At 68.7% G+C, this 12,255-nt stretch carries 12 protein-coding genes; 4 read left to right on the forward strand and 8 right to left on the reverse strand.

Annotated elements, in window-relative coordinates:
- Nucleotides 1–14 precede the first annotated feature (14 nt).
- The 4 genes from LDO13_RS12740 (at nt 15) to LDO13_RS12755 (ending at nt 3,758) form a co-directional block, all read left to right on the forward strand.
- Complete coding sequence (locus LDO13_RS12740; RefSeq protein ID WP_224047092.1) at nt 15–725, forward strand: 3'-5' exonuclease; 711 nt, start codon at nt 15–17, stop codon at nt 723–725.
- Between the two features lie 299 nt (nt 726–1,024).
- Nucleotides 1,025–2,083, forward strand: a complete 1,059-nt coding sequence (locus tag LDO13_RS12745; protein ID WP_224047093.1) for an ATP-binding cassette domain-containing protein — start codon at nt 1,025–1,027, stop codon at nt 2,081–2,083.
- A complete protein-coding gene (locus LDO13_RS12750) occupies nt 2,080–2,751 on the forward strand; it encodes a methionine ABC transporter permease (RefSeq protein WP_224047094.1) in 672 nt (223 codons plus the stop codon). The genes LDO13_RS12745 and LDO13_RS12750 overlap by 4 nt, the downstream gene beginning before the upstream one ends.
- Nucleotides 2,752–2,915: 164 nt before the next feature.
- The gene (locus LDO13_RS12755) at nt 2,916–3,758 is read left to right on the forward strand and encodes a MetQ/NlpA family ABC transporter substrate-binding protein (RefSeq protein WP_224047095.1); all 843 of its coding nucleotides are present in this window, start codon (nt 2,916–2,918) and stop codon (nt 3,756–3,758) included.
- A 109-nt stretch (nt 3,759–3,867) separates the two neighbouring features.
- On the opposite strand, the gene hemL is transcribed toward LDO13_RS12755, so the two are convergent.
- The 8 genes from hemL to LDO13_RS12795 form a co-directional block, all read right to left on the reverse strand.
- Nucleotides 3,868–5,199: a glutamate-1-semialdehyde 2,1-aminomutase gene (gene hemL / locus LDO13_RS12760; RefSeq protein ID WP_224047096.1), complete on the reverse strand. Its 1,332-nt coding sequence runs from the start codon at nt 5,197–5,199 to the stop codon at nt 3,868–3,870.
- 72 nt (nt 5,200–5,271) lie between these two features.
- A complete protein-coding gene (locus LDO13_RS12765) occupies nt 5,272–6,375 on the reverse strand; it encodes an LLM class flavin-dependent oxidoreductase (protein WP_224047097.1) in 1,104 nt (367 codons plus the stop codon).
- Complete coding sequence (gene hemB, locus LDO13_RS12770) at nt 6,375–7,355, reverse strand: porphobilinogen synthase (protein WP_224047098.1); 981 nt, start codon at nt 7,353–7,355, stop codon at nt 6,375–6,377. Before hemB ends, LDO13_RS12765 begins: the two co-directional genes overlap by 1 nt.
- Entirely contained in the window at nt 7,352–8,272 is a 921-nt protein-coding gene (locus LDO13_RS12775; protein WP_224047099.1) for a uroporphyrinogen-III synthase, read from the reverse strand. Before LDO13_RS12775 ends, hemB begins: the two co-directional genes overlap by 4 nt.
- A gap of 65 nt (nt 8,273–8,337) precedes the next feature.
- On the reverse strand, nt 8,338–9,336 hold the full coding sequence (hemC, locus tag LDO13_RS12780; protein ID WP_224047100.1) for a hydroxymethylbilane synthase: 999 nt from the start codon (nt 9,334–9,336) through the stop codon (nt 8,338–8,340).
- Complete coding sequence (locus LDO13_RS12785; RefSeq protein ID WP_224047101.1) at nt 9,333–10,631, reverse strand: ferrochelatase; 1,299 nt, start codon at nt 10,629–10,631, stop codon at nt 9,333–9,335. The genes hemC and LDO13_RS12785 overlap by 4 nt, the downstream gene beginning before the upstream one ends.
- Nucleotides 10,628–11,341 carry a hydrogen peroxide-dependent heme synthase gene (gene hemQ, locus LDO13_RS12790; RefSeq protein WP_224047102.1) on the reverse strand — a complete coding sequence of 238 codons (714 nt, stop codon included), beginning with the start codon at nt 11,339–11,341 and terminating at the stop codon, nt 10,628–10,630. The genes LDO13_RS12785 and hemQ overlap by 4 nt, the downstream gene beginning before the upstream one ends.
- Before the next feature lie 134 nt (nt 11,342–11,475).
- Nucleotides 11,476–12,084 (reverse strand): hypothetical protein, encoded by a 609-nt coding sequence (locus tag LDO13_RS12795; protein WP_224047103.1) that lies wholly within the window; start codon nt 12,082–12,084, stop codon nt 11,476–11,478.
- Nucleotides 12,085–12,255: the final 171 nt, after the last annotated feature.

Genomic DNA, 12,255 nt, shown 5'->3' on the forward strand with positions numbered 1-12,255 from the left:
GGTAGCGTTGCAGCATGAGCACTTGGAACACCCTCCCCCGCGCAGCGTTCGACCTTGAAACCACCGGGCGCAATTCCCGCTCCGCCCGGATCGTCACAGCCTCCATCACCGTGGTTGACTCCGACGGCGGAATCGTCAAGGAACACGAATGGCTCGCCGACCCGGGGGTCGAAATCCCCACGGAGGCCAGTGACATCCACGGCGTCACCACTGAGAAGGCCCGCAGCGAGGGCCGCCCCGCCGCCGACGTGACGCGGGAGGTCGCCGCCGTGCTCCAGGACCTCTTCGACGCCGGAGTGCCGGTAATCGCCTTCAATGCCAGCTACGACTTCACCGTCCTCGCCGCCGAATCGGCCCGTTACGGCGTGCCGCAGCTGAGCCGTTTCCCCGTGCTGGATCCGTACATCATGAACAAGCAGGTGGACCGCTACCGCAAGGGCAAGCGCACCCTCACTGCCCTGTGCGAGGAGTACGGGGTGAACCTGGACAACGCCCACACCTCCGCTGCGGATGCCCTGGCCACCCTGCGGATGCTCGACGCCATGGCCGGGAAGTTTCCCAAGCTGCGGATGCCGGCAAGCCACCTGCACCAGCTCCAGGTCGAATGGGCCTCCGCGCAGGCTTCGGATTTCCAGAGCTACCTGCGCAAGACCAAACCCGCCGCCGTCATTGAGGGTGACTGGCCGGTGCTGCCGCCCGAGGACGCCAGCCGCGGGGATTTCTAGCCCGGGGACTTCTTGAGCCCGGCGAGGCACCGGGCAGGCACCGCGCAAGGCGTTGGGATGGAAATCACAGTCCGCCGTTGCGCCGCCGTGCCCCAAAAGGCCTGTCAGGGATTCCGCGGACCGGGGGCGCGGGGCCGCGGTGCCCGACCACCCGGACCATATTCTGAATTTATCGCACCAAAAACCCATTTGTGACGAACTATATGCGCGAGTGGATGCTCCATGGCGCCCCTGACATAATTTAGTTCAGAACCTGGCGTGTGTTATGCCGCGCCAAACCCCCAACCGCCAAGGGATAGATGATCACAGTTACTGACCTTCGCAAGGTCTACCAGCAGGGCAAGAAAGAGGTGGTGGCCCTCGACGGCGTCACTCTTTCGGTGCCTAAGGGCTCCATTCACGGCATCATCGGCCATTCAGGTGCCGGAAAGTCGACCCTGGTGCGCTGCCTGACCCTGCTGGACCGTCCGACGTCGGGCTCCGTCAGCATCGACGGCACCGAACTCAGTTCCGTGAAGGATTCGGAGATCCGTGCCGCCCGGCGCCGCATCGGCATGGTCTTCCAGCACGCGAACCTGATGGATTCCCGGACCGCGGCCGGCAACGTGGCGCATCCCCTTGAACTCGTGAAAACTCCGAAGGACAAGATCCGGACCCGGGTTGCCGAGCTCCTGAAGCTCGTTGGCCTCGAAGGGTTCGAAAATGCCTACCCCTCGCAGCTCTCAGGCGGCCAGCGCCAGCGTGTCGGCATCGCCCGGGCTCTGGCGTCCGATCCGGACGTGCTCCTGTGCGATGAGCCCACGTCGGCCCTGGACCCGGCCACCACGGAAGAAATCCTGGACCTGATCCAGGACCTCACCAAGCGCCTGCAGCTCACCGTGCTGATCATCACGCACGAGATGAACGTCGTGAAGCGCGTGTGCGACTCCGTGTCGCTGCTCTCCGGCGGCCGCATCGTCGAACACGGTGCGCTGCGGGACGTCGCCGGCGACCTGGACAGCAAGCTCGCCAAGGCGCTGCTGCCGCTGCCGCCGTCCGAACCGCTGCCCGGTGCCCTGCAGCGCGGACCGGTCCTGGAGATCCTGTTCTCCGGCGACAGCGCCAAGGAACCCGTCCTTACCGGCGTCGCCCGGCATTTCGACATTGACATCAACGTCCTGGCCGGCAGCGTCGAAACCCTCGGGGGCCAGCAGTTCGGCCACCTGCGTGTCCAGCTGGCGGAAAACGCCGACGCTGACGCCGTGCTGGCCTACCTGCACGAGCGCGGCATCGGCGCGAAGCATTCGGTCCCCGCCACCGCCGGCTCCGCCCTTCCGGCCGCTGTCCTCGCCACCGGGGACCAGGGAGGTAACTCATGAACGACATCTTCAGCAATCCCGTCCTGGCCAAGGCCCTGCCCGAAGCCATCATCGAAACCCTGCAGATGGTGGGGATCTCGTCCTTCTTCACCGTCCTGATCGGCCTGCCGCTGGGCGTTTTCCTGCACGTCTCCGCCCCTGGGGGGCTCCGCCCGATGCCGGTCACCAACCGGATCCTCAGCGACGTGATCGTCAACATCACCCGTTCCATCCCCTTCGCGATCCTGATGGTGGCGCTCATTCCGCTGGCCCGCGCCCTGACCGGCACCAGCCTCGGCCCGGTGGCCGCTTCGGTGTCACTCTCGATCGGCACCATCCCGTTCTTCGCCCGGCTGGTGGAAAACTGCCTGCGCGACGTGCACCACGGCAAGATCGACGCCGCCCAGGTGATGGGGTCCACCAAGATGCAGGTCATCAACAAGGTGATGCTGCGCGAATCCCTCCCCGCCCTCGTCGCGGCCGCCACCACTACCGTGGTCACCCTCGTGGGGTTCTCCGCGATGGCCGGCCTGGTCGGCGGCGGCGGCCTCGGCAAGCTCGCCTACAACTACGGCTTCCAGCGCTTCGATGTCACGGTCATGCTCGTCACCATCGTGCTGATCATTGTCCTGGTCCAGGTCATCCAGCTCGTGGGCGAGCGGATTTCCCGCGGCCTCGACCACCGCTGACGCCTCCTGGTTCCAGGGGCTACTGACACCGGCAGGCTGGCCCAACCCCGGCCGGCCTGCCGCTCCTTGCACCACCACTCCTGCAGCGGGTAGCCGCCCTCTGCATCTGCGCGGACCACGGCGCCGACGTCGTGAATCCAGCTATTTCGAAAGGAACGCATCCAATGCGTAAGTCACTCACCCTCCTGGCCACCGGCATTGTCACTGCCCTGGCGCTGACGGCTTGCGGTGGTTCGTCCACCCCCAGCGCCCAGGTCACTGCCCTGGATCCGGCCAAGCCTTCCACGCTCTCGGTCGGCGCCAGCCCCGTGCCGCAGGCGAAGATCCTCGAATTCATCAACCAGGACCTCGCCCCCAAGGCCGGCCTGAAGCTGGACATCAAGGAAATCGAGGATTACCAGACGCCCAACACCGCACTCAGCGACGGCTCCCTGGACGCCAACTACTACCAGCACCTTCCCTGGTACGAAGATCAGGTCAAGACCAAGGGCTACAAGTTCGGGCACGGCGAGGGAATCCACATCGAGCCCTACGCCGCGTTCTCCGAGAAGGTCAAGGACATCAAGGACATCCAGGACGGCGCCAAGGTGGCCATCACGAATGACCCGTCCAACCAGGTCCGCGCCCTCAAGGTCCTCCAGGTCGCCGGCCTGGTCAAGGACATCAAGGATGACTCCTCCGTGATCACGCTGACGGACGAGCAGAACCCGAAGAAGCTCAAGTTCTCCGAGAACCAGCCGGAACTGCTGATCAACGACCTCAAGGACCCGTCAGTCGACCTGGCCCTGATTAACGGCAACTTCATCCTCAAGGCCGGCCTGAGCACCAAGGACGCCCTCGCGGTGGAATCCGTGGAGAACAACCCCTACGCGAACTTCCTGGCCTGGCGTGAAGACTCCAAGGACGATGTGCGCATCAAGAAGCTCGACGAGCTCCTGCACTCCCCCGAGGTCAAGGCCTTCATCGAGAAGGAATGGCCCAACGGTGACGTGACCGTGGCGTTCTAGTCCCCGGTTCGATATCCGCTTAACCACTTAGGGCACCCGCCGCGGCGGGTGCCCTAAGTATTTAACGACGGCGCCGGAACTGGCGCCTGTGGCTTTGCCCCCTCCGGGGTCAGGCCTTCGCGGCGGCCGCGGCCTTCGCGGCGGCCGGCAGGGCGTCGAAGATCCGGTTCATCGCCGCGTCGTCGTGCGCGGCGGACAGGAACCAGGCTTCGAAGACCGACGGGGGCAGGTAGACCCCGGAGTCCAGCATGGAGTGGAAGAACGGCGCGTAGCGGAAAACTTCTTGGGCCTGGGCGTCGTCGTAGTTGTGCACACCGCGGGCGGAAGTTCCGAACGCCACGGAGAACAGGTTCCCGGCGCGCTGGATGGAGTGGTCCACGCCCGCCGAGTCCAGCGCCGAGGACAACGCGGCGGAGAGTTCCAGGGACCGTGCGTCGACGAAGGAGTAGACCTCTGCGGTGGCGTTCGTGAGGGTCGCGACGCCGGCGGCCATGGCCACCGGGTTTCCGGAGAGCGTTCCGGCCTGGTACACCGGGCCCAGCGGTGCGAGGTAGTCCATGACCTCGGCGCGGCCGCCGAGGGCCGCCGCCGGCATGCCCCCGCCGATCACCTTGCCGAAAGTCAGCAGGTCCGGGGCCCAGGGCTCGGCGGCGCCGGCCGCCCCGCCGGTCAGGCCCCAGTAGCCCGAGTAGCCGGTGCGGAAGCCGGTGAGGACCTCGTCGAGGATCAGCAGGGCGCCGTGTTCGCGGGTAATTCGCGACAGGCCGGCGTTGAAGCCCTCGCCCGGGGTGACCACGCCCATGTTGGCCGGCGCCGCCTCCGTGATGACGGCGGCAATGCTGTCGCCGTGCTTGGCGAAGGCGGCCTCGACGGCGTCGAGGTCGTTGTAGGGCAGCACGAGGGTCTCGGCAGCCGTGGCGGCCGTGACCCCGGCCGAGCCCGGCAGCGCTAGCGTCGCGAGGCCGGAGCCCGCAGCGGCGAGGAGCCCGTCCAGGTGGCCGTGGTAGCAGCCGGCGAACTTGATGATGAGGTTCCGGCCGGTGAAGCCGCGGGCAAGCCGGACGGCGGTCATGGTCGCCTCGGTGCCGGTGGAGACCATGCGGACGCGCTCGGCGGCCGGGACGCGCTCCTGGACGATCGCGGCGAGATTGGCCTCATCCGGGGTCGACGCACCGAAAGACAGCCCGCGGTCGACGGCGGCGTGCACGGCGGCGAGGACGGCCGGGTGGGCATGTCCCAGCAGCGCCGGGCCCCAGGAGCAGACCAGGTCGACATACTCGGCGCCGTCGGCGTCGGTCAGGTACGGACCCTTCGCGGAGACCATAAAACGCGGGGTCCCGCCGACGGAGCCGAAGGCGCGGACCGGGGAGTTGACGCCGCCCGGCATCAGCTGGCGGGCGCGGTCGAAGAGTTCCTCGTTGCGAGGATGGCTGGAAGTCATGGTTCCTATTCTTTCAGTTCAGTCCGGGGGCGCAGTTCAGTCCGGGAGCGCGGTTCAGTCCCGGAGCTCGGTTCAGTGCCGGGGCCCGGCCAGCAGGGTGGCCACCCGGGGGGCCACCTCGGTGCCGAACAGCTCGATCGAGCGCATCATCGCCTTGTGCGGCAGGGTTCCGTTGCTGTATTTGAGGTCGAAGCGGTCCACGCCGAGGTTCTTCTTGAGCAGTGCGATCTTCGCGGCGACGGTGTCCGGGGATCCGACGTAGAGGGCACCCTCGGGCGTGCACATGGCGTCGAACTCGGCCCGGTTGCCCGGACCCCAGCCGCGCTCGGCGCCGATCAGGTTGCGTTGTCCGAGCCAGTGCGGGAAGAACTCCTCCCGCGCCTCCTCGTCGGTCTCGGCAATGTGTCCGGGTGAATGCGTGGCCATCTGCTGCATCGTGTGCCCGTACTTGGCCATCGCCTCGCGGTAGAGGTTCGCCAGCGGGCCGAAGGACCGTGGCTGTCCGCCGATGATCGCGAAGATGATCGGATAGCCGTACTCGGCGCACCGCAGCACCGACTCGGGCGTGCCGCCGACGCCGATCCAGGCCGGCAGGAGGTGGTGCTCCAGCGGCGGGTAGGCAATGAGCCCGTTGATGGCGGGACGCGTGCGGCCTTCCCAGTGGATGGGTTTCTGGGCGCGGGCCTTGTCGAAGAGCTCGAGCTTCTCCTCGAACAGGACCTCGTAGTCGGCCAGGTCGAGGCCGAAGAGCGGGAAGGACTCAACGAAGGAGCCGCGGCCCAGCATGACCTCGGCCCGGCCGTTGGAGATGGCGTCGACGGTGGAGAAGCGCTGGAATACCCTGATCGGGTCATCGGAGCTGAGGACGGTCACGGCTGAGCCGAGCCGGATGTGCTTGGTCCGGGCGGCCGCCGCGGCGAGGAACACCTCGGGGGCGGAGACTGCGAAGTCGCGGCGGTGGTGTTCCCCCACGCCGAAGGCATGGAGCCCCACCTCATCCGCCAGTTCAGCCTGTTCCAGCAGCTGCCGCAGCACCTGGGCGTGCGGGACGGGGTGCCCGTCGGGGAAGACCCCCACGTCGCCGAAAGTGTTCAATCCCAGCAGGATGCGCCCGGGGCCCACGGGCGCCGTCGGGTTCGCCCCGGCTGCCGGGTCGGGGGTTGTCGCGTTGTTCATCAGGACTCCTTCAGCCAGCCGGCGAGTTCGCTCGCCCAGTAGGTCAGGACCATGTTGGCCCCGGCCCGCTTGATGCCCAGCACGGATTCGGTGACCGCGGCGCGGCGGTCGATCCAGCCGTGGGCGGCGGCGGCCTCGATCATGGAGTACTCACCGGAGATCTGGTAGGCGGCCACCGGGACGGGACTCATGGCGGCGACGTCGGCGAGGATGTCGAGGTAGCTCATGGCGGGCTTCACCATGACCATGTCGGCGCCTTCCTCGACGTCCAGCTCCACTTCGAGGATCGCTTCGCGGCGGTTGGCCGCGTCCATCTGGTAGGTGCGGCGGTCGCCCTTGAGCTGCGAGTCGACGGCCTCGCGGAACGGGCCATAGAACGCCGAGGCGTATTTCGCGGCATAGGCGATGACGGCGGTGTTGGCGTGGCCGGCGTCTTCGAGCGCCTGCCGGATCACACCGATTTGGCCGTCCATCATCCCGGACGGGCCGAGCACGTGCGCGCCGGCCTCCGCCTGGGCCACGGCCATCTGGCCGTAGATCTCCAGCGTGGCGTCGTTGTCCACGTAGCCGTTGGCATCGAGGACGCCGCAGTGCCCGTGGTCGGTGAATTCGTCCAAGCAGACGTCGCTCATGATGACCAACTCGTCCCCGACCTCGGCGCGGACGTCGCGGATGGCCTTGTTCAGCACGCCGTCGGGGTCGAGAGAGGCAGTGCCGGCGGCGTCGCGGACGGCCGGGATTCCAAAGAGCATGATGCCGCCGACGCCGAGCTGCACGGCTTCGGCAGCGGCGCGCTTCAGCGTATCCGTGGTGTGCTGCTGCACGCCGGGCATCGAGGCAATGGGGTTCGGCTCCGTCAGGCCCTCGCGGATGAAAGCGGGCAGGATGAGTTCCGCGGCCGAGAGACGGTGTTCGGCCGTGAGCCGGCGCATGGCAGGGGTGGTGCGCAGCCGGCGGGGGCGGTGGGTCGGGAAGCTCATATGGTGTCCTTTGCTGGGGGCTCTGCGACTGGCTGATGAGGTGGGGACGGTTGGCCGGCCAGGGCCCGGACGACTGCGGCCACCAGGCCGGAGGCGGTGGGTTCCTCGGCGATGGAGGCGACGGTGAGGCCGAGCGACTCTGCCTCGGCGGCGGTCGACCGTCCGATCGCCACGAAGCGGCAGGCGCCCAGCGGGGCGAGGTCCTCGTGGATGCGCCGGGCTGCACTGGGGGAAGCGGCGACGACGGCGTCCAGCCGGCCGGCGCCGATTTCAGCCTTCGCCTGGTCCGGGGTGAGCACGGGTGCCACGTTGTCCAGCTGTGCTCCGTTGTCCAGCTGCGCTGGGGCCCACGTTTCCGCTGCCGGGTGGCACGCGGCGAGGCTGCGGCGCGGGTCTGCCGGGTAATCCACGGTGCGGTATGCGGTCACGGCCTGGACGAAGGCGCCCCGGGCCTCCAGCCCGCGGCGAAGCCGGGGGTCGGCGATGTCGGCCTGCGGCAGGAGCACGCTGCCTTGGTATTCGGGCCAGATTTCGACCAATCCCGCGCCGGACTGCTGCCCGGTCGGCGCCAGGTCGACGGCGACTCCGCGGGATTCCAGGAAGCGGCGGGTCGCGGGTCCGATCGCCGCCACGAGGAGGCTGCCGGGAAGCCAGCCGCTGAGGGTTGTGCCCCGCTCGGCGGCCTTGGCCTCCAGCGCCTGGACCGTGGTCACGCTGCTGACCACCAGCCAGGCGTAGGCGCCGGCGCCGAGGGCGTCGAAGGCCACGTCGAGGGAGTGCTGGTCGCTGGCGAGTTCGAAGTCGATGAGCGGCAGCAGCAGCGGCTCGGCACCGGCGTCGCGCAGGGCGGTGACGAGCTCCGCTGCGCGGTCCGGGTTGCGGGCAACGAGGACCCGGGCGCCGTCGGGTGTCCTCATACCGGGCTGCCCGTCGTCTGCGTTTCGGGCGCTGTGCCGTCCCATGAACTAATGGATTCCGCGGTTCAGGAAGCGGCCAGGTCCGCGATGTCGGCGGCGCCGCGGGCCAGCAGGACTTCGGCGAGCTCAATCCCGAGCAGGGTTGCCCCGACTTCGGTCAGTCCGTCCGTGGCCTTCTTGTCCCGGACAGAGGCGGTTCCGTCGACGGCGCAGACCACGGCCTCGAGGTGCAGGAGGCTGCCCTTGCGGTAGGCGTACGCGCCCACCGGCGCGGCGCAGCCGGCTTCCAGCCGGGCCAGGAGCGCCCGCTCGGCGGTGACGGCGAGCCGGGTGTCGGGATCGTCGAGGGCGGCGAGGGCCTGCGCCAGCACACCCTGCGAGCCTTCGGTGGATCCCGCCTTGCGCGGCGCATCGGCGGAACGGCATTCGATCGCGAGGGACCCCTGCCCGGCGGCGGGCAGCATGACCTCGGTTTCGAGGTACTCGCTGACCGCGTCGAGCCGGCCAATCCGGTGCAGGCCGGCAGCGGCGAGCACGACGGCGTCGAGATCGCAGCTCTTGCCTTCCACCACGGCGTCGGTGGTGTTGCCCGGCAGCCCGGGGACGCGGCCGAGCCGGGTGTCCACGTTGCCGCGGATGTCCCGGATGTCCAGGTCGGGACGGGCGGCGCGGAGCTGGGCCGCGCGTCGCGGGGAACCCGTGCCGACGGTGGCGCCGGTGGGCAGGTCGGCGAGCTTGAGCCCGTCGCGGGCGCAGAGCACATCCCGGACGTCGACGCGTTTCGGCGTGGCGGCGAGGGTCAGCCCGAGGGCCGGACCGGTGGGCAGGTCCTTGAGCGAATGCACGGCCACGTCGCATTTGTCCTGCAGCAGCGCGTCGCGCAGGGCCGCGACGAAGACGCCTGTGCCGCCCATCTGGGACAACGAGCCCTTGAGGACATCGCCGTCGGTGCGGATGTGGACCAGCTCGACCGGGAACCCGCCGACGGCGGCAAGCTGGTCGGCGGTCTGCTGCGTCTGGGTGAGCGCCAGTTTGCTGGCGCGGGTCCCGATCCTGACAGTCATGATGCGTCCTGGCCTGCCGGAGCCGAAGAGCCTGCCGGAGCGGACGCGCCTGATGCGGCGGAGGCCGCCGGGTAGGGGTCATGGCCGGTCCCGACCGTGGTGTCGGCTCCTGCGATGGTGGGCTTTTCGCCGCGGAAGTTGGCGCAGCAGCCCGGCCGGCAGACGTCGTACCAGGGTCCGAGGTTGGTCAGGTGCGGCCGGTCGGCGATGTTGTTGGCGGCGGTCCGCTCGCAGATCAGGTCCACGATTCCGCCGACGAACTTGCGGTGCGTCCCGGGCGTGGGGACGCGGCTCGCGGCGAGCCCCAGCCTGGCGCAGGTCTCCAGGGCTTCGGTGTCGAGGTCCCAGACCACTTCCATGTGGTCGCTGACGAAGCCGAGCGGCACGATCACGATGCCCTTCACGCCCTTGCCGGCGAGTTCCTCGATGGCGTCGTTGATGTCCGGTTCCAGCCACGGCACTTGCGGGGCACCGGAGCGGGACTGGTAGACGAGGGACCAGGGGGCAGTATCGCCGCTCTCGGCTTCCACCCGGCGGATGACCTCCGTGCCTGTCGCGAGGTGCTGCGCGACATATGCGGAGTCCTCCTCGAAGTGGCGCGGTTCGGCGTCGGAGCGGCCGGCCGCCTCGGCGTCACGGGTGGGGATCGAGTGCGTGGCAAACACGATGTGCACCGGCGCGTCGGGCGTGCCGTCCGCGGCCAGCTTGGCCCGGACCTCGGCGAGGCCGGCGGCTGTGCCTTCGATGAACGGCTCGACGAAGCCCGGGTGGTCAAAGTACTGGCGGACCTTGTCCACCTCAAGTTTGCCGTCCAGTCCGGATTCGGTCAGCGCGATGCCGATATCCTCGCGGTACTGGCGGCAGCTGGAGTAGCAGGAGTAGGCGCTGGTGGTGACCATGAGGACCTTTCGGTGCCCGGCGTCGTGGATCTCCTGAAGGGTCTGCGGGATGTAGGGGGCCCAGTTGCGGTTGCCCCAGAACACCGGCAGATCGATCGCGCGTGCCGCGAGCTCGGCCTCGATGCCGGCCTTGAGCTCCCGGTTCTGCTGGTTGATCGGGCTGATGCCGCCGTTGGCGCGGTAGTGGTGCGAGACCTCTTCGAGCCGCTCGTCCGGGATGCCGCGGCCGCGGGTGACGTTGCGCAGGAACGGGATCACGTCGTCCTGGCCTTCGGGCCCGCCGAAGGAGGCGAGCAGGACGGCGTCGTACTCCTTGGGAGCCATCCGGCCGGCTTCGGTCACCTCATTGACGGCAGTGGCGGCGGTGGCAGTTTCCTGCGGATCGAGCGGGCTCATGAGAGGACCTCGGCGATCTCGGCGGCCCCCACCCGGCGGCCGGTGTAGAACGGGATTTCTTCGCGGACGTGGTGGCGGGCCTCGGTGGCGCGCAGGTGGCGCATCAGGTCCACGAGGTCCACGAGGTCGGGGGCTTCCAGGCCGAGGATCCATTCCCAGTCGCCGAGCGCGAAGGAGGACACCGTGTTGGAGATGACCTGGGGGAAGTCACGGCCCAGCAGGCCGTGGTCACGCAGCATGGCGCCGCGCTCCGCGTCGGGCAGCAGGTACCACTCGTAGGAGCGGACGAAGGGGTAGACGCAGAGCCACTCCGCCGGTTCGACGCCACGGGAGAAGGCGGGGGTGTGGTTCTTGGCGAACTCGGCCTCACGGTGCACGCCCATGGCGGACCAGGCGATCTCGGTGCCGGTGAACAGCTTGCTGCGGCGGATATCCCGGACGGCCCGCTGAAGGGCCTCGGGCTGGGGGCCGTGCAGCCAGATCATGATGTCCGCATCCGCGCGCATCGCCGACACGTCGTAGCTGCCGCGGTGGACAACGCCCGAGTCGGCCAGCCGCGCAATGAGGACGTCGAACTCTTCGGCAGCATCGCCGCTGCGAAGCACGTCGGCGGAGCGCTTGAAAACCGTCCAGAGCGTGAAGAACTGCTCGGCTGCTTCTTCGCTTGCTGATTCAGTTTTAGTGACAGTTTCGGCAGAAGTGTGGCTCATGGATACCAGTCTGCCCCTTCCCCTCAGCTAAGTCGAAATAAAGCACTTCTACAGCGCGTAGAAGTGCTTTATTTCACATCAGCGGGGCTCTAGACTCCGGGTCCGGCGCTCCGGGGAGGAAGCTGTCGGCTCCGTCAGACGCGCCGCATCCGCAGGACCACGCCGCCGGCGATGAGGGAGAGCGCAACGAGGCCGATGCCCGCGCCCAACAAAGGCGACGGTCCCGCGGCCTGCCGCGTTGAAGTGGCCTCCATGGAGGTACTGCCGGAGCGGGGCTTGGCCGACGCTGTTGCGGGGCCACCGGTAGCGGTCGGGGAAACGGCGGCGGTGGCCGACGCCGTCGCCGAGGCTTCAGACGGGGCCTCTGTCCCGGCCGGAAGCTCCGGAGCCGGCGCACCGGGGACCGGTGCCGCGGTTGACTGGCCCGGGACAGGAACCGCGGGCACGGCCGGGGCGGCGGGCTGCGGGGTCCCCGGCACCGGAGGTGCCACGGGCTGCGGAGCAAACGTCTGGGTGGGTGACTGCGTCGGAGAGCGGCTCGGCTCCGGCTCGTCGGGTTCCTCGGAGGCGGAGGGCTGGGGCGAGGGGCTCGTGGGCGAGGGGCTGGGCGTCTTCGAAGGGCCGAGCAGTCCGTCAACCAGGCCATCGAGGTCGATGGACAGGGCGTCCGTCGCGGCAGGCACGGAGACGGCGGTGCCCGTGGCCGCGTGTGATGCGGGCGCGCCCGCGGATAGAGCCAGCACCACTCCAAGCGCTGCAGCTGCCGTGCCACGCCGAAGTCCCCCATGGTGACCGGCCGGCGTTTCTTGGACGTTGGACCTGTGAGTAACCATGGTCATCGACCTTAGCCCCCAGAGGACGCGGGGGAAAATTTGCCGTTCCCGCCTTTTCCGGGTACCGGCGCCCGACGGCGT

Source organism: Arthrobacter sp. NicSoilB4, from assembly GCF_019977335.1.
Lineage (GTDB): Bacteria > Actinomycetota > Actinomycetes > Actinomycetales > Micrococcaceae > Arthrobacter.

Excerpts from the sequence above, each read along its gene's own strand:
- LDO13_RS12740 (WP_224047092.1), top strand. The coding sequence starts at position 15 with ATGAGCACTTGGAACACCCTCCCCCGCGCAGCGTTCGACCTTGAAACC.
- LDO13_RS12745 (WP_224047093.1), top strand. The coding sequence starts at position 1,025 with ATGATCACAGTTACTGACCTTCGCAAGGTCTACCAGCAGGGCAAGAAA.
- LDO13_RS12750 (WP_224047094.1), top strand. The coding sequence starts at position 2,080 with ATGAACGACATCTTCAGCAATCCCGTCCTGGCCAAGGCCCTGCCCGAA.
- LDO13_RS12755 (WP_224047095.1), top strand. The coding sequence starts at position 2,916 with ATGCGTAAGTCACTCACCCTCCTGGCCACCGGCATTGTCACTGCCCTG.
- hemL (WP_224047096.1), bottom strand. The coding sequence starts at position 5,199 with ATGACTTCCAGCCATCCTCGCAACGAGGAACTCTTCGACCGCGCCCGC.
- LDO13_RS12765 (WP_224047097.1), bottom strand. The coding sequence starts at position 6,375 with ATGAACAACGCGACAACCCCCGACCCGGCAGCCGGGGCGAACCCGACG.
- hemB (WP_224047098.1), bottom strand. The coding sequence starts at position 7,355 with ATGAGCTTCCCGACCCACCGCCCCCGCCGGCTGCGCACCACCCCTGCC.
- LDO13_RS12775 (WP_224047099.1), bottom strand. The coding sequence starts at position 8,272 with ATGAGGACACCCGACGGCGCCCGGGTCCTCGTTGCCCGCAACCCGGAC.
- hemC (WP_224047100.1), bottom strand. The coding sequence starts at position 9,336 with ATGACTGTCAGGATCGGGACCCGCGCCAGCAAACTGGCGCTCACCCAG.
- LDO13_RS12785 (WP_224047101.1), bottom strand. The coding sequence starts at position 10,631 with ATGAGCCCGCTCGATCCGCAGGAAACTGCCACCGCCGCCACTGCCGTC.
- hemQ (WP_224047102.1), bottom strand. The coding sequence starts at position 11,341 with ATGAGCCACACTTCTGCCGAAACTGTCACTAAAACTGAATCAGCAAGC.